The 22,642-nt window shown below is 36.7% G+C and carries 16 protein-coding genes; 1 reads left to right on the forward strand and 15 read right to left on the reverse strand.

Annotation, left to right across the window (positions count from 1 at the left end):
- Positions 1-15: 15 nt before the first annotated feature.
- The 12 genes from Q0871_RS11170 to Q0871_RS11225 form a co-directional block, all read right to left on the reverse strand.
- A complete protein-coding gene (locus tag Q0871_RS11170) occupies positions 16-1,131 on the reverse strand; it encodes a DUF262 domain-containing protein (protein WP_299322694.1) in 1,116 nt (371 codons plus the stop codon).
- A gap of 2 nt (positions 1,132-1,133) precedes the next feature.
- Positions 1,134-1,877 (reverse strand): FRG domain-containing protein, encoded by a 744-nt coding sequence (locus tag Q0871_RS11175; RefSeq protein WP_299322698.1) that lies wholly within the window; start codon positions 1,875-1,877, stop codon positions 1,134-1,136.
- A gap of 366 nt (positions 1,878-2,243) precedes the next feature.
- Entirely contained in the window at positions 2,244-2,636 is a 393-nt protein-coding gene (locus Q0871_RS11180; protein ID WP_299322702.1) for an endonuclease domain-containing protein, read from the reverse strand.
- A gap of 101 nt (positions 2,637-2,737) precedes the next feature.
- A complete protein-coding gene (locus Q0871_RS11185) occupies positions 2,738-4,396 on the reverse strand; it encodes a serine hydrolase (protein ID WP_299323366.1) in 1,659 nt (552 codons plus the stop codon).
- A gap of 241 nt (positions 4,397-4,637) precedes the next feature.
- Positions 4,638-5,912 carry an amidohydrolase family protein gene (locus Q0871_RS11190; protein WP_299322707.1) on the reverse strand — a complete coding sequence of 425 codons (1,275 nt, stop codon included), beginning with the start codon at positions 5,910-5,912 and terminating at the stop codon, positions 4,638-4,640.
- Positions 5,913-6,005: 93 nt separating this feature from the next.
- Positions 6,006-9,305: a S41 family peptidase gene (locus Q0871_RS11195; protein ID WP_299322711.1), complete on the reverse strand. Its 3,300-nt coding sequence runs from the start codon at positions 9,303-9,305 to the stop codon at positions 6,006-6,008.
- A 445-nt stretch (positions 9,306-9,750) separates the two neighbouring features.
- Positions 9,751-10,263 carry a hypothetical protein gene (locus Q0871_RS11200; RefSeq protein WP_299322715.1) on the reverse strand — a complete coding sequence of 171 codons (513 nt, stop codon included), beginning with the start codon at positions 10,261-10,263 and terminating at the stop codon, positions 9,751-9,753.
- 166 nt (positions 10,264-10,429) lie between these two features.
- Positions 10,430-11,308 (reverse strand): TIM barrel protein, encoded by an 879-nt coding sequence (locus tag Q0871_RS11205; protein WP_299322719.1) that lies wholly within the window; start codon positions 11,306-11,308, stop codon positions 10,430-10,432.
- A gap of 30 nt (positions 11,309-11,338) precedes the next feature.
- Positions 11,339-12,037 (reverse strand): NUDIX domain-containing protein, encoded by a 699-nt coding sequence (locus Q0871_RS11210; protein ID WP_299322723.1) that lies wholly within the window; start codon positions 12,035-12,037, stop codon positions 11,339-11,341.
- Positions 12,038-12,275: 238 nt separating this feature from the next.
- Complete coding sequence (gene proC, locus Q0871_RS11215) at positions 12,276-13,097, reverse strand: pyrroline-5-carboxylate reductase (RefSeq protein WP_299322728.1); 822 nt, start codon at positions 13,095-13,097, stop codon at positions 12,276-12,278.
- Between the two features lie 42 nt (positions 13,098-13,139).
- Positions 13,140-13,331 carry a hypothetical protein gene (locus tag Q0871_RS11220; protein ID WP_299322731.1) on the reverse strand — a complete coding sequence of 64 codons (192 nt, stop codon included), beginning with the start codon at positions 13,329-13,331 and terminating at the stop codon, positions 13,140-13,142.
- Positions 13,332-13,474: 143 nt separating this feature from the next.
- The gene (locus Q0871_RS11225; RefSeq protein WP_299322733.1) at positions 13,475-14,335 is read right to left on the reverse strand and encodes an RNA polymerase sigma factor RpoD/SigA; all 861 of its coding nucleotides are present in this window, start codon (positions 14,333-14,335) and stop codon (positions 13,475-13,477) included.
- Between the two features lie 343 nt (positions 14,336-14,678).
- On the opposite strand from Q0871_RS11225, the gene Q0871_RS11230 reads away from it, so the two are divergent.
- Complete coding sequence (locus Q0871_RS11230) at positions 14,679-17,798, forward strand: hypothetical protein (RefSeq protein ID WP_299322736.1); 3,120 nt, start codon at positions 14,679-14,681, stop codon at positions 17,796-17,798.
- A gap of 19 nt (positions 17,799-17,817) precedes the next feature.
- Here the strand turns inward: Q0871_RS11230 and Q0871_RS11235 are convergent, their stop codons facing one another.
- Genes Q0871_RS11235 through Q0871_RS11245 form a run of 3 tightly spaced genes read right to left on the reverse strand, consistent with a single transcriptional unit; the run spans position 17,818 to position 22,429 of the window.
- Positions 17,818-19,266: an aldo/keto reductase gene (locus tag Q0871_RS11235; RefSeq protein ID WP_299322739.1), complete on the reverse strand. Its 1,449-nt coding sequence runs from the start codon at positions 19,264-19,266 to the stop codon at positions 17,818-17,820.
- Between the two features lie 3 nt (positions 19,267-19,269).
- Positions 19,270-20,757 carry an APC family permease gene (locus tag Q0871_RS11240; RefSeq protein WP_299322743.1) on the reverse strand — a complete coding sequence of 496 codons (1,488 nt, stop codon included), beginning with the start codon at positions 20,755-20,757 and terminating at the stop codon, positions 19,270-19,272.
- A gap of 25 nt (positions 20,758-20,782) precedes the next feature.
- Positions 20,783-22,429, reverse strand: coding sequence for a hypothetical protein (locus Q0871_RS11245; RefSeq protein WP_299322747.1), 1,647 nt, complete (start codon positions 22,427-22,429; stop codon positions 20,783-20,785).
- Positions 22,430-22,642 lie beyond the last annotated feature (213 nt).

Raw genomic sequence — 22,642 nt, forward strand, 5'->3', positions numbered from 1 at the left:
TGTTGGGGTTAGTTTTTAGATGTCTTCTATGTTTTTTCTAAGTCCTAAACCTTCTGTTTTAATTTTAGATTTCATTGATAAATCGCCATTTTTATAAACTTCTAAATACCTTTTCAATATTAATAGTCTTTTTTCTAGCGAAGTTTTTTGATGTGCTCCTTGTTGATTCAATCTGTCGAATTCTATAAAAATTTTATTGGATTGGTCTTTTCTATTTTCCTTTCGTAATTCTGTGAATTCTCTTAGAAACTCGATTTGTTCATTAATAGATTGAGAATTTGGTTCAAGAAATAAATAGAATAAGGGTACTATAGATTTTGATTTTAACAATGGGTCTTTATTGTTGAAATGTTGACTCAATAGTGCTAATCTATTTTGCAATTCATTAAAAGTTGTATCAATTTCTTGATTTTGGGTTTTATTCTCCTTCAACAAGCTGTCCAAGTTAGACTTTGTAAATGATTTGATATCATCATTATGTTCTATTAAAAGTAGTTTCGTGTAGAGGTCGAAGTGTTCTAGACGATTATTTTTAAAAGATACTTTGTCAACAAAGAATGGATTTTGAGTAATATCTGTTAAAATCTTATTTACAGAATATCCTTGAATAGCTTTTCTTCTTTCAGCATTATTTAAAGGCAGTCCTTCGTTGAGACGAAGGAACAAATCTTCGATACGTTCCTTCTCATCTGTATCAATAAATACCAAGTCTAGTTTATATGATTCTATTTTGTAAGCAATAGAAGGGTATTCCTTTTTTATAAAATCAAATTTTTTGTCTTTTAAGTCTATTGATGGATCTTCAAGAAAAACAAAGTTTTTCGAGAGCTTTAAATCGTTATTTAAAAATTCGTAAAAGGCTTCGGTTCTTTGTTTACCATCAATAACGGCAAGCAATTTCCCTGAATCATTAATTTGATTTCCATTTGAATTTAAATAGTGAAAATAAATTTTAGGTATATCGTAATCATTGATAATTGAATCAATTAATAACTGTTTCTTTTCAGGTTTCCATAGATGTCCCATTCTTTGATAATCTGGGGTTACATCTATTTGATCTTGTTCGAAAAGCTCACATATATTTTTTATAGTAGCCTTTCCTATTGGTGATATTTCTAATCTTTGAAACATAACTACTTATATTTTTTAGTGATTTCTTTTGAAATTGAGTCTAATCCTGGGAACAAACTTTCTTGGGTTATTCCGGCATTTTCAATACACTTTTTTAAGTCTTCAAGTTTATCTTTCTTAAGGGTAAGAGTTATTAGAAAATCATCAGCCTTATCTGCTTTAGAAAATGCTTTGTTAAGAGAATGTGGAAAGAGCGTAAACGCTCCTTTCTGAGCAATAATTCGATGGTTGTTTAAAGGACCAATTACTGCAATTGGAAGATTATTTGAAACGGTTTGTCCAACACCGAATACACCATTTAATTTATCATTAATGAAAGGAATAGAATTATTTTTGTCATACATTATCCCACCTACATTTTCATTTAACTTCACTGGATTAAGGCAATATATTAGAGCATCTTCTGTAGGTACTTTCTCAGGTATGTTTTTTAGTGCAAAAGCTAAGGCAACCAATGGAAGTTCAGTCCAATCCATAAGTCTTGTTGGTACTGCATAATGCTGCATTATAAATAGCCATTCCCAATCATTTTTCGGCATTTTATCTAAAAAAGGAGGCGTTTTTGACATAAAACTTCCAAGGAAATTAGTTTCTAGGTCGGGGTTGTAAGGAGACCTGTAAATTGATGGTTCAAGTTCATAAGTCTTTTTAGTTAAGCCCCGGAACCAAACAGTGCCAAACTTATTTTTGACTTCTTCAATAGCTGAGAAGAAATCTTCAATTTTGGTTATGTCAAAATTTTCCATTTACTATATTTTAATTAATTACCCCCAACTTAATAGTATATGTATAATTAAATATACTTGTAATTAATAAGGTGTAAGTGTAATGGTTTATAAAATAATTTCTGCTAAAGTGGTAGGGGAGTATACTTTGCTTGGTATTGCAATATAAAGAAGTTTACGGTATATTTTCTTACGGGTTTCCGTAAAACTGTCAGAAAAGTAAAAGAGGTGTAAAGAGAATATAACGAGGTGCGTTTGCAATTGAAGTTAGTACACCGTAGCACCCACCCCTTAACCCCCTCCCAAGAGGGGAGAGTTGCGTTTTTGATTGTGGGTTTTTTGGTGATTGGGGAGTTGGGTTTTATAATGCCAGCGCTCGCCCCAACCCTAAAGGGTGCCCGCGCGTAGTTTGATGTTAATTTGATCAATTAGCGCTTCAAATTCATTTATTACTTGATTATTTGTAAATCTAATTTCTGAAATACCAATATCCTGTAGGTACATCGTTCTTTCTTTATCTTTTTCTATTTGTTCTTGTTTTAAATGATAGCCACCATCAATTTCAATGGATAACTTTAATTTATGACAATAGAAATCTAGAACATAACCTGCAATGGGGTGTTGCCTTCTAAACTTGAAACCTTGTGGTTTAGTTTTAAGATAATTCCATAAAATACATTCTGTTTCGGTCACAGAAGCTCTCAGTTTTGCGGCATTTTTAAATACCGAAGGTGTTGCTCCATGATGCATTCCAGATATGTTTGCTTTATCTTTTTTCATTTCTCCATTGTAGAAAATCCACCCTTTAGGGTTGGGGTAAGATTTTCGGGCTTCTAGTTTGGGTCTGTGGTATCTACGTTCTAAGGTTAAATAATCTCACACTACTCCACCTTCTTACCATTCATTTCCTGACCGTTTTGAAATAGAGTTAAACTTTCAATTGCTCCGTTTTCATCTTTAAAAAACTGAATTTGAGCAGCAACTTCTTTTAAGTAAAAAGTATCGTTTGATTTGGCGAGAATATCCAACATCGGCTGCCCTGTTGCTTGTGCTTTTAATTGCTTGCCTTCTTTGGTTATGGTAATTTTAAAAGTGGGCATTAATTCATAGACGCCTATGTAGCTTTCTAATAGTGCCTCTGGTACTTCGAACTCTTTTGTTAAGTTACTGGTATCGACACCTAATTTTGTAAGCATATCTATGGCATTTTCATTACCAGGATTCATTTCTACCGCTTTTGTATAGTTCTCAATAGCACCTTTATTATCGCCAGATTTCATTAATGCTTCGGCATAACTATCATATACATTGGCAGATTTTGGATACGCGTCTACGTTCAGTTTAAAAACTTGAATAGCTTCTTTTGTTTTGTCAGACCCTAATAGTTGATATCCTGTTTGGTTCATTTCATTTTCATTGACATCGAAATCTTTGTTGTCCTTATTCTTTTCAAAATATGTAACCCCTGCATCAATACCTTTTGATGCTATGACCTCTAAAAGTTTAGATGCTAAAGGAGTTTTAGGGAGGTCGTAAGTTTTATCGTTTATAATACCAAGAATCGATTGCGTGATTTTACCTAATGGGGCACCACCGGTATTATTTAAAAGTACAATCAATGACTTGTCTGAGAGCTGTCTTGAAATTTGCGTGTTGAATCCGTTAATACCGCCACCATGGGTAATTACTGCGATACTATCGGTTGTGTTGCCTAAGGCTTCATTACCAACCATCCATCCGTAGGCATAATGAAAACTGCCGAAAGCGGGTATGTGTGGTTTAAAATACATATCCATATATTTTTGGGATAACAATTTGTTGGTATACAATGCTTGGTCCCACAGGTATAAATCTTCTACGGTAGCGTATAACGATCCTGCAGCATACGGAATAGACATATCTAGGAAAGGGGAATTGATAAATCCGTTTCCATTATTCTCGTAACCTGTTGCTCTATTTTTTAGGATGTCTGAATGATGATCGTATCCGGATTCCTTCATACCTAATGGAAAAAATATCTTCTCGTCTAGCATTTCTTCATACGTTTTACCGGATAGTTTTTCAATAAGCACTCCCAATAAAAAATAACCGGAATTACTGTAATTGAACTTTTCGCCGGGAGTAAACTCTAGCTCCATATCTTGAAACTTTTTGGTAAACTCTTCTGGGGTGTATGGGTCTCTACTTACGTCTTTGAAAAAATCTGGAAATGACGTGTAGTTCGGTATACCAGAAGTATGAGTTAATAAGTGATGGGTGGTAATTTTGTCACCGTTTTCTTTTGGGTACTCTGGTAAGTAGGTAGTAATAGGTGCCTGCAGATCTAGTTTACCTTCTGCTGCCAATTGTAGAATAAGCATGGCGGTAAATTGCTTGGTTACGGAACCTAGGCGATGTTTGGTGTTGGGATTGTTTGGAATATCCCATTCCATATTCGCCATACCATATCCCTTTTTGAAAATGACCTTTCCATCTTTGGCAACTAGAGCAGAACCATTAAATTTAGAATAGGCTAGATATTCCTTTAAAAGCTCATCTATCTGTTCGGCTTTCGTTTATCCGTATGCTACAGTACCTGAAAATAATATTACGGAAAAGCCTAAAAGAAGTGTTCTGATTAAAATGTGATGCGATGATTTCATGATGTTCGTTTTTTAATTGATTGACTATAGTACCAACAAGTGGCTTCTACTCGATAATCGTGATTTAAATGCTCCGACTCTTGAGAGTAAATTTTAATAATTTTCAATTCAATATATCGCGGGCTTGCCACGAGGTTATTTACTTTTCATTCTTATAAATGACTCCGTCTTTCATAACAAATTTTACATTCTCTAAAGTGGAGATATCATTTATGGGGTTGGCGTCTACGGCAATAATATCTGCCAGTAAACCTTCTTTTACTTCACCACGATCAGTAAGACCTAGCATTTCTGCACTATTGGTAGTAGCGGTTTTAATTGCTTCTTTAGTACTCATGCCACAATCAATTAATGCTGCGAATTCAATGGCATTTTTACCATGAGGGATTATAGGGGTATCTGTACCAAAGGCAATTTTTACATCTGCTTTAATAGCTTTTGTAAGGTTCTGTTTAGCAATAGGCATCACATAGTTTGCTTTGCCGGCCATAACGGGATCCATTTTGTCGATCATAGGCTCGATTATAGTCGCGAGCCCTCTCGTTGGTACTAGGTAAACACCATTTTCTTTCATTAACTGAATACCTTCATCATCAATAATAGATCCATGCTCAATAGAATACACACCAGCTTTAATAGCTTCTTTGATACCTTCGGTACCATGTGCGTGGGCAGCAACTTTTATATGATGTCTGGCAGCTTCATCTACAATGGTCTTCATTTCTTCATTACTTAACTGTTGTGCGCCAATGGCATCTTCCATAGAAAGTACGCCTGCTGTAGCATGCATTTTAATGAATTTTGCTCCGTGCTTAATTTGATAGCGTACCGCTTCGATGGCATCATATTTTCCGTTGATGATTCCGTCATTTGGACCAACGGTTACTAAACCTTCAGCCAGCCCCAAAGAAATATCTCCGTGTCCGCCACTTATAGAAATCATATGTCCCGATGGGATTATTCTAGGTGCGGCGATCATCCCTTTATCAGAAGCTTCAGAAACGGCAACATCAATAAGCTCAGGTGTAATGTGTAATTGCCCTATACTTCTTATGGTAGTGAAACCGGCCATTAATGTTTTTTCGGCATTGACCACAGCCCTTACAGTACCTTGACTAGCACTTTCTTTATAGATATAGTCCCAGCTGCCTCTAAAATCGCCATCTAAATGCACGTGCATATCCATAAGACCCGGTAATAGTATTTTACCCGATAGGTCTATGGTTTCTAAACCTTCCGGCAATACCTTTGGATTAATAGATTTTATGGTTCCGTTTTCGATAAGCAGATTAGCCGGAGAAATTAATTTTCCGGTTCTGACATCTAAGTACGAATCTGCTTTAATCAGTTTTGATTGTGCAATAGCTGATAATGTCGCTGTTAAAAGGAGAAGGAGAGATAAAAATTGTTTCATATAGAGTTTGGTTTAAATGGTACTTATTAAGGTGGTTTATATTACTTGGTTATACCCCTTTTTTGAATATTTGATTTTGTCTCAGGTCGTATTTTAGTTATTTGTTTTTTTATTATTCTCAAAGGATTTATCTGGGTATGCCGGTGGAGCTGGAACTTCTCTTGGGTCTTCTTTTATGAGCTTTTTAAGATGGTTTATTGCGGCATCTAGTTGTGCATCTTCGCCTTTGAACGTTGCATGTGGCAGGTTATCTACTTCAATATCTGGTTCGAATCCTCGACCTTCGATCAACCACTCTCCGTTATCACCATATACGCCCATCATTGGTGCTCTTGCGAGTCCGTTGTCGCTTAGTCTATTACCGCTATGTAACCAGATTTCACCACCCCAAGTTCGGGTACCAATAGTCGTACCTAGTTTTAATTTTTTAAAACCATCGGCGAAAGCTTCGCCATCAGAATAGGTGTTTTCATTGACCAGAACCACAATATGACCTCTAAAGGCATATGGCATATTCCAATAAGATTCTCCGGATCTTGCTTTCCAATACATCCAAGCTTTTCTAAGCAATTTTTCTAGAATAAAACTGTCTATATTTCCTCCAAAATTATAACGTACATCTACAATAAGACCGCCTTTATTGAAAACAGGATAAAACTCTCGATAAAATTGATTGATATCATTACTGCCCATAGCTCTTAAATGGAGGTAACCAATTTCGTTTTCGCTCTTTTTTTCAACATCTAGGCGATTACCATATTCCCAATCGCTATAGCGAAGGTTGTATTCATTGGCTATAGGTTTAACTATGATATCTCTAGATGAGGTGCCTCTTAATAATGTTAACCGTACTTGTTTACCTGCTTCATTTCGTATCAGTTCGCCTATATCAACTGCGTTCAGTACATCTTTACCATTAACTTTTGTAATGATATCGCCGTTACGCACATCTAAATAGGGATCGTCTAATGGAGACTTGTTGTCTGGGTAGTCTGGATCAACTTTGTAAATATGTTCTATTTTAAACCCTTTCTTGTTCTCATCTCTACTGAATACGGCACCCAAACTAGCAACGGCAATTTTTTTATCGTCTTCTCTTTCATCACCGCCCCTTACACTTGTGTGCAGTGCAGAAAGTTCACCTACAAATCTACCGATAAGGTCAGAAAGTTCGCTACGTGTGGTAATCCTATCAACAAGAGGTAGGTATTTTGCATGCATGGCATCCCAATCTACCCCGTGCATATTTTTGTCGTAGAAATAATCGCGCTCCATACGCCATGCATCCGTAAAGATCTGTTTCCAATCTTCTTTGGGCGTTATCGGGAATTTCCAATCGGTCAAATTTATTTTACTTTTTGATAGGTCTTTTACTTCAGATGTCCCTGCCTCAATGATATGATAATCCTTTCCTTTGTTTAGAAGAATTTTTTCACCGTTACCAACAAGTTCAAATCCTTCAATATCGCTGACCATAGTTTTTAAGCTTACCTCTTTATTGTCTATTTTAATAAACGATAAATGATTCTTGGTCTTTACGCCCGTAGTGCTAGACATGAGATATAAAGCCGATTTACTTACTTCAAGCCCATAATAGTTGCCAGGGCTTACCGGTACTTCAACGATTCTATTCTGAATACCATTTTGATCGATAGTTACGGTTACTTTATCTTCTTTATCCTCTTTCTTGCCTTTATCCTTTTTATCCGTTTCACCTGACTTATCTTCTTTTTTAGCATCACTACTAAGTTCATCATCTTCTCTAAAAGGCGAACGAGTACCTTTCTTCAACGCCACGTGGTATACCTTTTCGCTAGCGTCAAAATAAGGTTCTGGTTGTCTAGGTCCCCATGGGCTGCCTACCAAAGTAGTGAAGCTTCTATCAGAAAGGAAATATATAAACTTACCATCTGGACTCCATTTTGGATTAAAGCTATTGGCCCTATCGGTAGTAAGGTCGAAAAGAGCGCCGGTGTCGACATTATAAACTTTAATCTGCGCCATGGTATTTGAAGCCATTTGTACAAAAGCCAACCATTTATTATCTGGCGACCATGAAAAATTACCAATGCCTTCTTGGTTCGTAGAAATCTTTTTACTGACCCCATTGGCAATGTTGAGTACGTACATATTATTTTCAAGGTCATTATAGGCAATCCATTTACCATCTGATGAAGGGCTGCCACCATATCTAAGTACCTTACCATTACTAGTAATACTCTTTTCTGAACCTTGACCGTTAGAAGGCATGCTCACAAATTCAAATTCACCAGATTCATCAGAAAGGGTGTAGATATTTGACCCATCATGAGAAAAAACCGCATCTCTAAACCTAACGTCAGCCTTGTCGGTAAATGAAACAAAACGACCTGATTTTACCGGAGCGACAAAAACCCTACCTCTAGCAGTGATAACGATATGTTCGCCCGAAGGATCTGCATGCACCGAAGTAATATATTTTGACGGATTGTCATCCCATTTTTCTCTTAGTTGATCAAGGTCTGAGACTAATTTAATATCGATTTTTTTACTCTCATTAGTAGCTAAGTCATAATGCCATAGATCGGCGGCCATTTGATAAACAATGTTACCGTTAGATATACTCGCGGAACGTACATCGAAATCTTTATGTGTTGTATGTTGTTTAAGATCCTCTCCGTTTTCGGTCATAGACCAAATATTCATCATGCCATCTCGATCAGTAATGAAATAGACCCTATCTGAAAACCACATGGGGTGATGACTTCCACCAAGGTGATTTTTGGTCAACTTAACGGCTTCGTCCGCTCCTTTTGTAAATTTCCATATTTGTCTTGCTGTACCCCCTTGGTATCTTTTGGTTACATTTCTATGGTAAGCCGGTCTTACGAAATACACCGTATTTCCGGTAGCGTCATAAGAAGCTTCACTAGCTTGTGAAAGAGGAATTCTGGTTTTTTGCTTAGATATGGGGTCAATTGTTACGATTTGGTTATCGGGAACCTTAGAAAATGCCCGTGTATTGTAAATTATTTGGTTGTCGGGTGTCCAGCCATTGATGACAGATGCGTCTCTTTCAAAGGTCCACCTAGTTGGTAATCCTCCGTCAATAGGCATAGTGTAGACTTCCATGGGGCCTTCATAACTTGCGGAAAAGGCAATTGTTTTTCCGTCAGGTGAAATGGAAGAGAAGTTTTCTTCTTCGGCGTGTGTAGTTAGTCGTTGAGCCAAGCCCCCTTGTAAAGATATTTTCCATAGATCACCTTCAGCAGTAAATACAATAGTATTATTATGGATAGTGGGATTTTGATAGTACCCTTCAAAACCTTGTGCAGATGAAGATAAGTACGAAAAGAGGGTGCAAAAAAGTAGTAAGGTGGGTTTAAAAAAACGAAGAACGGATACTTTAGTCATAGGTTTTATTTTTGATTGATAGCCAAATTTTATTTACTTAAAATGAAGTTATACATGCTGACCAATAAGTATATTCTGATATAACAGATTTATAAATAGTAGTGCAAATAAGGTATTCAATTTGTCGATGCTTAAGCGGTAGGGGAGTAGACTTTTGCTTGTTCTACTGCAAGATAAATAAGTTTGAGAGACAATAACTTACGTAAAAAGTTTTTTTTCAGGCAGACTTAACTTCATGTTTTCGAATATGCTATTGTCCACCCCTACTCCAAATTGGGTCTTTGTGCTATTTGATGTTGTTGTTTTCAATAATTGTCACTATCTGTTCCCCTTCTTGGAGGGGCTAGGGGTGGGTTCTTGATGGTTACGGTGTTTATCAAAACCAAAAAATCCGCTTTAAAGAAATGTCTTTAAAGCGGATTAAATATCAATTTATCTTATGCTATTACACAAACAGCAAAATAATGGTCAGAACGATACCACCAAGTGAAAAGTATAGTCCTTTTTTAAATACAGTAGTTTTAGGCATGAACATCCAAAAAGAGGAGACTACGAAGAATAATAGTGAAAGTCCGAAAAATATGTTCAAAAAATATACGGGGCTATTTGTAGTTGCCTTATGAAGGTGTTCCATCTTATCTAAAATAAAAGGAAGCTCCATTTTTTTAATGGTAGCCATACCTGTTACTGTATTGTATTCACCTTGCTTAAAGTAAACAACATCACCTTCAGTCTTTTGAGGTTTCAATCCGCCTTTAATTCGTAACGCACCACTAAGCTCAGCGGTTTTTAAATTTGGTTTTAGTTGTTGCTCTATGATCTTCTCACTTTTTAGAAAATCAGTATTTCTATAGATCATTATGATTCCGCTAATGGAGTACATCGCCATGATACCGGCTAAAAAGAAGCCTAAATATCTGTGAATAATTCTCATGCGTAAACTTGTGGTCATTTTCATTTTGTACTTTTTAAAGTTGGTGTTAAGTGTGCAAAAATAAGCACATAATTTAATAAGTGATTAAGACAGCAATTGTTATGAAAGGTTTAATGAGAAAGTACTTAAAAAAGAAAACCCCAAAGAGAAAAATCTCTTCGGGGCCATCTCCGTTGTTTGATAATAGTAATTATTTAAAACCTATCTCCTTTATACCTTTATGACTAATTTTAATAGCCTCTAATGGTTTTAATCCGTCGAAAGTCATATCCTGTTCAACCATATAGTATTTCATACCAGAAAGCTCTTTATTGGCTAAGATATTTTGAAAGCCTATAGAACCTGTACCCACTGGTGCAAATCTACCTTGCTCATCCATATCTTTTACATGCCATATTTTAAAACGACCTGGATATTTGTTGAAGTAAGCAATAGGGTTGGCGCCTGCTTTGGTTACCCAATATAAATCCATCTGAAAGTTCAATAACTTAGGATCTATATTTTCTAATAAGTAGTCTATTGTAACAATACCCGCAGCATTTTTCTTGAATTCAAAATCGTGATTATGGTACAATAGTTTTAATCCTGCTTTATTGGCTTTTTCACCCAAAGTGGTTAGAATTTTAGCTAAATCTTCTACAGTACCAGTCATGCCCATTGTTCTATCTTCTTCGTTGAAAGTGAACATACCCATTGGCGGAATAGGAACTACAAAATACTTGAAGCCTGCAGACTTGGCATCAGCCATCATCTTATCGGCATTGTCAATAGTAACTGCACTTTGGTGTGTGCTAATTGGTTTCAGCTTCAAAGATTTTAAAAGGCTTTTAAAATCAGATGGAGTCATACCATAATATTTTCCATCAGCATAACCGGCAGCTTCAATATTTTTATAACCGGCATCAGATACAGCTTGCAAAGTTGCCTTCGCATCGGTACCCATATCGTCCCTAACAGTGTAAAGAGCAAGACCGCCAAATTTCTTTTGAGCGTATGTTGTTAATGTGCTGAACATAAGAGCTGCGAGAACGGTACATTTTAAAAAGTTGCTTAGTGTTGATTTGTTCATTATTATAATTATTAGTTTAAGTATTTAATTTTATTTAAAACTGTATAGGTATGGAGCTTTGTGAGCTTTGCCTTCAAAAAGCTTTTCATGCCGTTGTAATATATCTAGAGATAACATTTTACGTTGAAAACTAGTGCGTCTTAGTGTCTGGTCTAAAATGGCCTCAAAAACTTGTTGTAACTGCTTCATAGTAAATTTTATAGGTAGTAGATTCATTCCAATAATCTTCTCGCTTATATTATTGCGAAGTACTTCAAGAGCTTTGTTTACAATCTCATTATGATCCATCATTAATTTAGGTACACTATCGATGTCGTACCAATCAATACTATCTGAAAGATGATCTGGCTTTGGGTTAACATCTTCGTAGTTGATGAGTGCATAATGGCCTACGGTAATAAAGCGGTCCATCATCCATTCATTTTTTTCTAAATTTTTGTCATTTGCAACTAAAATACGATGCATAGCAGCAGGGTCAGATCTTTCTGGTTTTCCGAAAACTTGAAATTGATCTAAGAACACATTTTTTATTCCGGTACGTTCTTCTACCCCTTTATTTACTGCATCTTGTAGGCTTTGATTTTTTTTAATAAATCCTCCTGGAAGTGCAAATAAACCAGTGTTGTGGTATTCTAGAATAAGAATTTTTAAGTTGATACCATTAAACCCAAAAATGACACAATCATAAGAAAGGTTGGGAATGAATTTCTTATTTTTGATACCTTTCATTAGTGAATTTGATAAGTTTCAGTTGTCTTTATCAAATAAAGCACAAAAAAACATGTAATCAAAGAATTATTGTCATAAAGTGAGACAATAGAATTTGACTATTCCAAAGTAAACTTATAATTACTTAAAATGGAATAGTCCAAAAACTATTTTTTCATCTAATGGAAAGAATGTTGTGCGATTATAAAGGTCTTTAAAATACCTTTTTCGCACTCAGGTGTGTAGTATTTATGATATGCTATTCTATAGAATTCACCTTTTCCTTACCCAGTTCAACTGCACGCTCAAATGCTGCGAAAGCTGCTTCTTTTATAAGTTCACCTACATTATTATTTTCCATAGAATCTAGTGCTGCACGGGTAGTACCACCTTTACTGGCAACCTTATCCATCCAAGAATTAGGGGAAAGCTCATTTTGATTAAAAAGTTCAATAGCACCTGTAAATGTCTGTGCTACCAATACTTTAGATACATTTGGTGTAAAGCCCATTTTTAGGGCAGCTTCCATCATGCTTTGCATAAAGTAAAATACATAAGCCGGACCGCTACCAGATATACCGGTAGAAGCGTCAATGAAGTTTTCATTGCTTATTTGAATAGATTTACCCGTAGTGTCTAACAAACTTTCAATCGTTAACAATTCAATACGCGTTACTTCTTTAGAAGCTACGAATGACGTTAGTCCTCTACCAATTGATGCAGGTAGATTAGGCATAGCGCGTACTATTTTTGTGAGTCCCGTTAAATTCTGAATAGTATCGATAGTAACACCGGCCATAATAGAAATTACAATTTGACCAGGTTTTACAAGCGGATTCAGTTTTAAGAAAACACTTTCTGCGTGATATGGTTTTACCGCGATATAAATAATATCTGCCTGTGGTGCACAATTTTTTAAATCATCAAAAGCATCAAATTGCGGATTTTCGCGTAGTTCTTCTAACTTCTCTTCAGAAGTATCGAGCACCATGATATTTCTCTTTTTAAGTAATTTTGATTTCGACATGCCCTCTGCATAAGTCAATCCCATATTGCCGGCTCCTATTACTAGTATTTTCATGAATTCAATTTTAATTATTGGATAATATGTATGATTGTCTAATTAGATAAATAGTATTTTTTCAATAGCGTTATTCTTACGCCTGTAATAAATTTGTCTGTAGGTGTGCAGGGTTTTTATGGGGATACCTAAAAAGTATTTCGTGATTGATGTCACCTTTGACTTTTTGAGTCCGTTACGTGTTCTGTATAATTCTTTGGTATTGCTTTCTCTTTTAATGTAAATAAGTTTCATGTAATGGTATTTAAAACAGTAACATAACAAATGCATTACCAACTCCTAATTAGAGCTGTTAAGCTAATGTTATACTATTATATGTGGTTAAAATGAATGTTGGAAAATATTTTTCCTAGTGATGATAAATACTGATTTAATAATTATAGATAGGCACGTAACAATTCGGTATTCGATGTACGTCTAAGAGATTTAAGACCCTTATCTTTTATCTGTCGTACACGTTCTCTAGTCACATCAAAGACTTCACCTATTTCAACTAAGCTCATTGCAGGCTGGTTGCCCAAACCAAAGAAAAGACGTAAGACATCACCTTGTCTTTCTGGAATTTTCTTCAATACTTGATTGATGTCCGTTTCTAATGATTCGGCCATCATTTCTTTATCGGGACTATTTAGTTTTGTAGACTCTAACACATTATATAAGGAAGAAGATTCCCCTTCTTTAAAAGGAGCGTCTAAAGAAATAGATTTTCCCGAATTTTTCATGGAGGTTTTTACTTTTGAAACGCTCATGTCTAATTCTGATGCAATTTCGTCAGCACTCGGTGGTCTTTCATTTACTTGTTCTAAAGAAGAATACACCTGATAAATTTTGCTGCTAACCGCAATTTTGTTCTGCGGTATCCTAATCATACGTGAAGTGTTAGAAAGCGCTTGAAGAATAGATTGACGGATCCACCACACGGCATACGAGATAAATTTAAATCCTCTAGTTTCATCAAAGCGTTTAGCTGCTTTTACTAGCCCCAAATTACCTTCGTTGATGAGGTCGGTTAAGCGTAGCCCTCTGTTTTGATATTGCTTGGCAGCAGATACAACGAACCTTAAATTAGCACTCACTAATTTATCTAGCGCTTTCTGATCACCATTACGAATTTTCTGAGCCAGTTCTACCTCTTCGCTTGCAGTAATTAAATCTATTTTACTGATTTCTTGAAAATATTTTTCTAATGATTTGGCATCTCTGTTCGTAATTTGTTTGGTGATCTTTAGTTGTCGCATAGATTATTTTTAAGTTCATATATAACATACTATAATTTCGTTAAAATGCAAGAAAAAGACACTTTTTGTGATAAGTTTGGTTAATTTAAAGGCTTTTTTGCTTGATTTTGAATAAAAAAGGTTTGTTTTTGAAATATTTGAATCTTGGTAATTTTCTAAATTTTTCCTTATAAATGTGTAATATGACCTTTTGAAAGTAATATTGTAGCTAAGGTCTGATTAAGGCAATCTTCCGCCTTTATTTTTAAATAGTTGATTATTGTTTAAAATAGAGAATTTCATTAGCTAAAATGCCATTGTTTACGCGTCGATTTTTATTTTTGGGTAAACTACCACTCATACCATGAAAATTCGCTTTATCATCTTCTTTGTCTTTGCTATTATTACTCAGTTTGCAATCGGACAAAAAATCGATTTCTCTAATTTAAAAAATCTGAGCATCCGTAACGTGGGTCCTGCGAATATGAGTGGTCGTATTACAGCTATTGATGTGGTAACTGACAATCCGAAAATAATGTTCGTTGGTGCGGCTTCTGGCGGAGTTTGGAAATCTGAAAATGGTGGTTCTGCATGGCGACCCGTTTTTGACGACCAACCTACTCAGAACATTGGCGCACTTGCTATTCAACAGGACAATCCAGATGTTATTTGGGTGGGTACAGGCGAAGGTAATCCTCGTAACTCAATGAACTTGGGCATGGGTATTTTTAAAAGTACCGATGGAGGGGAAACATGGAAACATTTGGGATTGGAGGCTACCAAAACCATACATAGAATCAGTATTGATCCAAATGATCCAAACGTGGTTTATGTTGGCGCTATGGGTGATCCATTTACACCAAACGCGCATAGGGGGCTGTATAAAACTATTGATGGAGGTTTGCATTGGAAAAAGATTTTATATACGAACGATAGATCGGGTATTGCAGATATGGTTATGCATCCTACCAATAGTAACAAACTATTTGTAGCATTATATGAACATGAGAGAACTCCGTACTATTTTACATCTGGTGGCGAAGGTTCTGGATTATATGTAACAGAAGATGGTGGGGATAATTGGGAAATACAGGGAGAGAAAAACGGTCTACCTTCTGGTAATTTGGGGAGAATAGGTTTTGCCATAGCGCCTTCTAACCCAACTAGAATGTATGCTAAAATAGAAGCGAAGAAGAATGCTATTTATCGCAGTGATGATAGTGGTGTTACTTGGGAGATGATAAACGATAACCCAAAGTTTGCGAATAATAGACCCTTTTATTTTCAAGACCTTGCAGTAGATTCAGAAGACCCAGATAGAGTGTATAATATTTATCAGCCTTTGTCGGTAAGCTATGATGGCGCTACCACTTTTGATACCATACCAATGATACCTGCCGATGAGACGAAAGGTATTCATGCCGATTTTCATGCCTTTTGGGTAAATCCGAAAGATGCAAAACATTTTATTATTGGAGGTGATGGCGGATTGGGAATTACTCAGGATCATGGTGAAAGTTGGTATTTTCCTGAAACCATACCTGTCGCACAATTTTACCATGTGGGCGTAGATAATGATACTCCGTATAACGTATATGGCGGTATGCAAGATAACGGCAACTGGTCTGGTCCTGCTTATACTTGGAAAAGAGGCGGAATTAGAACGTTATATTGGCAGTATTTGGTTGGGGGCGATGGCTTTGATATTTCTCCCGATTTAGATAATTCTAGATTTGGATATGGATCATCTCAAAATGGAGATTTATATAGGTATGATAAATTAACGGGGTATTATGTAAGTATAAAACCACCGGCGCCAAATTTAGAAACTTCGCTTCGTTTTAATTGGAATGCTGCTTTTGCTAGAAATCCTACCGATGACAATGCTGCTTATTATGGATCTCAATTTGTACATATTACTAAGGATAAGGGAGCGACATGGGAAATAATTTCACCCGATTTAACAACTAACAATCCTGAGCATCAAAAACCTGATTATGGCGGATTAACATTGGATGTTTCAGGAGCAGAACGCTACAATGCTATTTTGAGTATTGCGCCTAGTAGTATAGATGATGAAATAATCTGGGTAGGTACTGATGATGGTCAAGTGCAATTAACAACAGATGGTGGTGCAACATGGAAAAATATTACTAAAAGGTTAAAAGGGCTGCCAAATGAAGGGTGGATAGCTCAAATTGAAGCTTCTAAATACGATGCTAAAACTGCTTGGGTGGTGGTGAATAATTACAGAAAGGGAGATTGTGATCCTTATGTTTTTAAAACTGAAGATTTAGGGAGAACATGGAAACAAGTAGTTGATAAATCTATGGTCAATGGTTATGCATTAACAATTATACAAGATCCCGTAGAACCGAATTTGTTGTTTTTAGGAACCGAGAATGGATTATGGATAAGTATTGATGAAGGTGAAACATGGTCGCAGTTTAAAAACGGATTCCCGTCAGTTTCAACGATGGATTTAAAGATACAGGAAACAGAATCTGCACTGGTTGTTGGAACTTTTGGTAGGGCAATATGGGTTTTAGATGATTTGTTGACCTTAAGGGAAATAGCTGGTGACCGATTAAAATCTGGTATAACCGCGTTACCGATGAATGATGCTGTACAGGTGAAAGGCTTATTTATAAACCCGCCAGGAAATATTTGGACAGGTTTTAATACCACTTTCGAGGGTGAGAATAAAGTATTTCAGAAAACTCAAATTCCGTTTTATTTATCGGAGGAGCCAACCGCTGAATCCAATGTTTCAGCAATGATTTATGATCAAAAAAATAGATTGGTAAATACGGTTGAAACTAAAGAACTCACTAAAGGGTTGAATTACATGATTTGGAAATTAGATGAGTCAGCAGCATCTTTACCTGGTTCATGGACTGATGATTTTTCAAGAGATATTCCTGTTTTGCCTGAAGAGTATACTATTGTTTTAAAGTATGGTGCACAAACCGATAGTACTAAAGTAACCGTAATTGCAGATCCTAGATTTGAATTAAAATCAAATGTAGATAAAGCACTTTATGAATATAAAAAGGCAGTAGATAGTCAAGTCGAAATCTTGTCGAAACACTTAACGGATATTGATGCTAAAAGCAAAAAAATAAATGGGTTGTTAAGCAAAATAAGTAAGTCTGAGAATACACCTGATCAAGCATTTGTGACCAAGCTTGAAGATATGAGACAGGCGCTAAAGGTTCTGAAGGCAAAAGGTCAAACCCCTAAGCCAGAAAGACAAGTAGGGGCGTGGCAGTCTTTTGAGACATCGCCCTATTCTAAAATGCGAGAAGCTTTAAGTATAGCTGCTGCACAAACTAATGAGCCTTCAGCCCAGCATCAAGAAATTCTTGAACAGGGAAAATTATTAGTTACTGAATTTTCTAAAACAGTAACCAATTTTATGAAAAATGAATGGGCGCCCTTTGAAACTATGGTCAAAAATAGCAACATCACTTGGGATGAGTAATATAATGAAGCTGAGGTAATTAAGATAGAATAGCCTCTGCTTCAATTTCTACCATATAACCATCACCTACCAATTTAGCTTCTACCAATGTATTTGCAGGGTTAATGCCTTTAAAACGTTCGCCATGTGCGCGTGCTACAGGTTCCCAGTCTTTTAGTTCGTTGACGAAAATTCGTGTTCTCACCACATCGGCTAAAGTGCCGCCGAAAGAAGTGATAACGCCTTCGATTTTATCAATGATAAAATGGGCTTGAGCAGCTGGGTCGGTGCCACCGATCATGTCACTTCCATGAGTTGCCGTGGTGCCTGAAACATGAATGGTATTGCCGATTTTTACTGCTCTAGAGTACCCCGCATAGTCTTCCCATTCGGTACCGCTAAAAATCTGTTCTCTGTTTTCTCCGGTTTGTATTGGGGTAAATGCTTTTGGTATTGTTTCCAAATGATCGCTAAGATCACCCGATGCTGTTAAAAATGGAGGTTTTCTATATTCATCACCGCAATCGCCAGGTATTAATGTCAGTTGGTGTTGTGCTTTTTTAATGGCGTTGATATCATCAGAATCTAGCGTAATATCCAGCATTTTTCTATTGTCTTCGATATGTTCGCTTTCGCCTAATCTAGCGCCAACGATGACAGAAGCAACCGCATCACACTCTAGAATAAATCTACTTGCAATATTTGCGATAGAGGCATTATGTTTATCGGCAATTTTTTTTACTGTTTGTAAGAGGTTCTGGTATGGTTCCCATCCGCCAGCGGCGTCAATAAAACGTTTGTATTTCATTTGTGACCATGTGGTCAATTCTTCATATGTAGGTTCGGTTTTATTTAACCATTTATCGGTTAAGAATCCGCCTGCCAATGTTCCGAATGCCAATAGTTTTACGTTGTACTCTCGGCAAACGGCAGCCATGTTTCCATTCGCGCGCTGGTCTATCAAAGAATGACAAATTTGATTACTAACAATGGGTATACCACTTGCCAGAGCAATTCGTAAATGCGCGGCATCAAAATTAGTTACTCCAATATGTTTAATTAATCCCTCTTCTTGTAACTCCTTAAGATAAAAAAGACCGTCTAACCAACTAGCATCGGGGTAGTACCATGCATGAAATTGTAAAAGATCAATACTAGCTAGTTGCATTCTGTCTAGCGCTGTTTGTATGGCGGCTCTAACATCTGTACGAGTAATTTTTCCTGGTTTTGGAACCCATTTAGTAAATAGCTGCACGCTATCTTTATCGGCAAGACTATTTTTAAAAGTACCAGCTATAATTTCACTAGATCCATAGTGATCGGCCATGTCGAAAGTAGTGAGTCCGGCATCAAGATAAGGCTTCATGAACTTGGCGGTTGCAACAGGGTCTAAAGTATTACCGTTACGTTCCATATCGGCAATTTGCCATAAGCCGGTAACCACTCTAGAAATCTCTAAATCTTTTGCTAATTCAATTGTTGTCTGCATCTTTTATTCTTCAGGGAGTTCTAAAAATAATTCGTTTGTATTGTTGTGCTGTTTTTTTAATTTTTTCCAATAGTAGGTAAATAACAAGCTAGCCAAGCCCATAACAATTAGCCATATAGGTGTGGAGTGAAAATACCACGCCGTTGTTTCTGATGTTAAATCTTTATAGGTGTGAATTCCTAAAAAGGCAGAAAGGGTGATTATACCTGACCAAGCAATCCATAATTGCAAGGTTCTATTCTTAAGTACTGAAATTTGTTTCGTCAATGCCGGGTTTACCTTATTAATGGTAACTAGCGTAATACACATTAACAGAAAATTGACCATCATAGAAGTAACCATAATATCGATACCTAAAAAGAAGTCGCCTGCAAAATGAGAACCCAATACGCCAATACTTGCCATTACACCAGCTACTATTAATGCAATATGTGGGGTGTGGTTTTTAGAATGGATTTGAGAGATAGATTTTGGGAAAATACCATCTTTTGCCCAAGCGAACATCAATCGCGAAACCGATAACAGCATGGCTGGCAAATCGTTTATTAACGCAATTGCAGCACCTGCCAATATTGCGATACCTAAACCAGCGGGTAGTACGTAGCTTAACAAACCGGGGGCAGATATATCTTTTATCATTGCTTCTTCTGCAACAAAACTCCAAGGCACAATATGATATACTGCCGATGCAAAAAGAAAGTAGAACAAACCTACTCCGAATATGGCTAGTAGAATTGCTCGTGGTAATGATTTAGTCGGATTTTTAGCCTCTCCACCTGCCTGTGCTATGGAGTCAAAACCGATAAAACTTGAAAATAAAAGTGCGGCTGCCGACAAAAAAATACGCCAGTCGAAATCAATATTTTTAATGGGGTCAAAAGTGCGTCCGGTTTTTTCTTGTAATCCAGTTAAGAAATCTGTCGAGTCGTAAATGAGTCCCGATACGATTACAATTCCGCCGAGGGCGAACATTAAAAACATCATGGGTAATAAAATGCGTTCATAACTTTTTATTCCTCGAATATTTATGGCGACAAAAGACCAAATTAATGCCAGAGCTATGGTTACGCGTATCCATCCTATTTCTAAGCCGTTCGAGATATTTTCCCACCCCAAACTCAATGTAACATCACGAATAAAAGGTACGGTTACGTAGGCAATAACTCCGATAACAATGGAGAGTCCGAACCATTGAGAAAAGCTGGCTACAAAGCCTAAATAGGGGTTTAATCCTCTACTGGCATAAATATAACTACCGCCCGCACGTGGCATTGCCGATGCCAAAATACCATACGCCAAGGCGGCAAATAATGCAGGTACCGCTGCAAAAGCAAACGCAGGTAACACGTACGGACCAATACCGGGTACATTGCGTTGTATCATGAAAGGAACAACATTTATAGAAGCCCCTAGCATAGAGCAAACACCGGTTGCGGTAAGGGCTAAAAGCCCCATTTGTCGAGTTAGTTTTTTTGAGTTAGTTTTTGACATTTATAATGAGTTGCAGTTGGTTAGGCTATTCTTGACCTAGAAAAGATTGTACACCGGTCATTTGCCATCTGCCCAAGGTTATTGGTATACTCCCAATTACATTTAATTCGTCGAAAAAAGCTTTCATTTCAAAAGGTTCGTTCTTGCTCTCTTTCATTCTGGCATATTCTGCCATGGTGTTTTCTAACAAGTATTTACCTGTTATGTAGCTGGTGCCATAACCAGGTTGCCTAAGGTAAAGATGTTGTTCAAAAAGCAATAGATCTTTTTCTGTTTTCATCCATCCTCTTGGGGTGTAGTTGGAGTGAATACTACCGGCTTCTTCAGATGTCATAAGGTTGGCATGTGCGTATAACGAGCCTAAACCTCTAGCGGCACGTTGGGCAATCATGATATATACGATTTCTCTAGAGCGAGGTTGGTCATCATAAAGACCGGCATCCATGAACATTTCTTCAACTGCAGTGGCCGTACCCTCGTTTCTTGAATCGAATATATTATAAAGCAATGCCTCTTTTCTAATTTCACGTGGGTTAGGCTCGTTATCCATTCTAGCTAGTTCGAACCAATGGTAAAAATGAGAGTATAGCGGGCGCTGGTCTAAATGTGCCGTGATCCAAAAAAAGTTTCTTTTCTCTTTTGGTACATATGAACCTAAATGGTCATTAAGCGCAGTCTCAAAATAATCTTTAACTGTTACAATCTCATTCTTATCTAAAAATTCTAGAAGACTTTTGGTAGAAGCTTTTGCCATGGTATCATATTCTTCAACACTGCTGGCGTCATCTAATTCAGGTAAATTCCGATTTCTATGTTCTTCTAATTTAAGTGCCGACCAGGCTCGCGTAAGCTCACGTTTTAAGAGCATTACTTCATCTTCCCAAGTTAAAGGCACCAAATGTACATTTTGTAAATACCATGTATAATTTTCTTTGCCAATACCTGAAGGCCCCGTTTTAGTGGTTGCTTCGGTTTTTAGCCATTCAGCCAAACTATTTGTTGAGGTAATTGCAGCATCAATAGCCAGCACTATTTTTTTATTTTTTTGAACTCCTTCAAGATTTTTAAGCTGCGCCAAATCTTTGCTTTGAGTTTCGATATCGCGAATACCAGCGACCCATAAATCTTTAGCATTACCCGTTAAGTTTTTCTTCGCTTGTTCGTTAAGAACAGGTATTACTTTTAATGCGGCCAGTAATTTTGTTTGCTCGGTTTTATCTAACGGAAAGTTGTATTTCCATATATCGATTATAGCATGGTGCGCCGGACCTTCATGTGCAGGTACATCGCTGCGGTCTGTCCATATTGTCTTGTAGAAAGCTGGGTCTCTAACCCACGGTTTTAAAATCCGTTGGTTAAAATCGTAACCATTCATCTCGGCATTTACAATATGCCAATCAACTTTATCTGGTATTGACCACCCAGTAGTATCTGTAGCGTGTAGTTGTTGCTGTAATGCTTTGAATGCAGGAAATCTTTTCTCGAAAGCATCAGCAGTATAATCAGGAGCACCGTCTAGCAATGGCGGATTTTCAAAAGAACGCCACTTTCTAAAAAGCTCAACTAAATTTTGATTGGAACTTGTGTCTTGAGCTAATGCTGTTAAAGGCGTGCTGACAAAAAGTAGAAGAAAGAAGTAAATTAATAATTTCGAATTTGCAGTTTTATTCATTTGAAGTTGGTGATTGGTATGTTTATGCAAATTAATAATAGTGGAGCAATGCGCCATATTTAAATTAAAAATATTGAAGGCTGTAAGAGGTGTAGTTACTTACGAAATAGCGCAAAGTTGCTCTAATGCGAAAAAAAGTATCTCAAATGCTCAATTCACCACAATTTAAATTGCGAATAGAGTTATTTGTAAATCAAATCTGAAAGTATTTTA

Source organism: uncultured Maribacter sp. (assembly GCF_947500985.1).
GTDB lineage: Bacteria > Bacteroidota > Bacteroidia > Flavobacteriales > Flavobacteriaceae > Maribacter.

What these genes read in the sequence shown, in the direction of transcription:
- Q0871_RS11225 (WP_299322733.1), bottom strand. Translation starts at nt 14,335, where the DNA reads ATGCGACAACTAAAGATCACCAAACAAATTACGAACAGAGATGCCAAA.
- Q0871_RS11220 (WP_299322731.1), bottom strand. Translation starts at nt 13,331, where the DNA reads ATGAAACTTATTTACATTAAAAGAGAAAGCAATACCAAAGAATTATAC.
- Q0871_RS11190 (WP_299322707.1), bottom strand. Translation starts at nt 5,912, where the DNA reads ATGAAACAATTTTTATCTCTCCTTCTCCTTTTAACAGCGACATTATCA.
- Q0871_RS11210 (WP_299322723.1), bottom strand. Translation starts at nt 12,037, where the DNA reads ATGAAAGGTATCAAAAATAAGAAATTCATTCCCAACCTTTCTTATGAT.
- Q0871_RS11240 (WP_299322743.1), bottom strand. Translation starts at nt 20,757, where the DNA reads ATGTCAAAAACTAACTCAAAAAAACTAACTCGACAAATGGGGCTTTTA.
- Q0871_RS11180 (WP_299322702.1), bottom strand. Translation starts at nt 2,636, where the DNA reads ATGAAAAAAGATAAAGCAAACATATCTGGAATGCATCATGGAGCAACA.
- Q0871_RS11170 (WP_299322694.1), bottom strand. Translation starts at nt 1,131, where the DNA reads ATGTTTCAAAGATTAGAAATATCACCAATAGGAAAGGCTACTATAAAA.
- Q0871_RS11195 (WP_299322711.1), bottom strand. Translation starts at nt 9,305, where the DNA reads ATGACTAAAGTATCCGTTCTTCGTTTTTTTAAACCCACCTTACTACTT.
- Q0871_RS11235 (WP_299322739.1), bottom strand. Translation starts at nt 19,266, where the DNA reads ATGCAGACAACAATTGAATTAGCAAAAGATTTAGAGATTTCTAGAGTG.
- Q0871_RS11175 (WP_299322698.1), bottom strand. Translation starts at nt 1,877, where the DNA reads ATGGAAAATTTTGACATAACCAAAATTGAAGATTTCTTCTCAGCTATT.
- Q0871_RS11205 (WP_299322719.1), bottom strand. Translation starts at nt 11,308, where the DNA reads ATGAACAAATCAACACTAAGCAACTTTTTAAAATGTACCGTTCTCGCA.
- proC (WP_299322728.1), bottom strand. Translation starts at nt 13,097, where the DNA reads ATGAAAATACTAGTAATAGGAGCCGGCAATATGGGATTGACTTATGCA.
- Q0871_RS11230 (WP_299322736.1), top strand. Translation starts at nt 14,679, where the DNA reads ATGAAAATTCGCTTTATCATCTTCTTTGTCTTTGCTATTATTACTCAG.
- Q0871_RS11200 (WP_299322715.1), bottom strand. Translation starts at nt 10,263, where the DNA reads ATGAAAATGACCACAAGTTTACGCATGAGAATTATTCACAGATATTTA.
- Q0871_RS11245 (WP_299322747.1), bottom strand. Translation starts at nt 22,429, where the DNA reads ATGAATAAAACTGCAAATTCGAAATTATTAATTTACTTCTTTCTTCTA.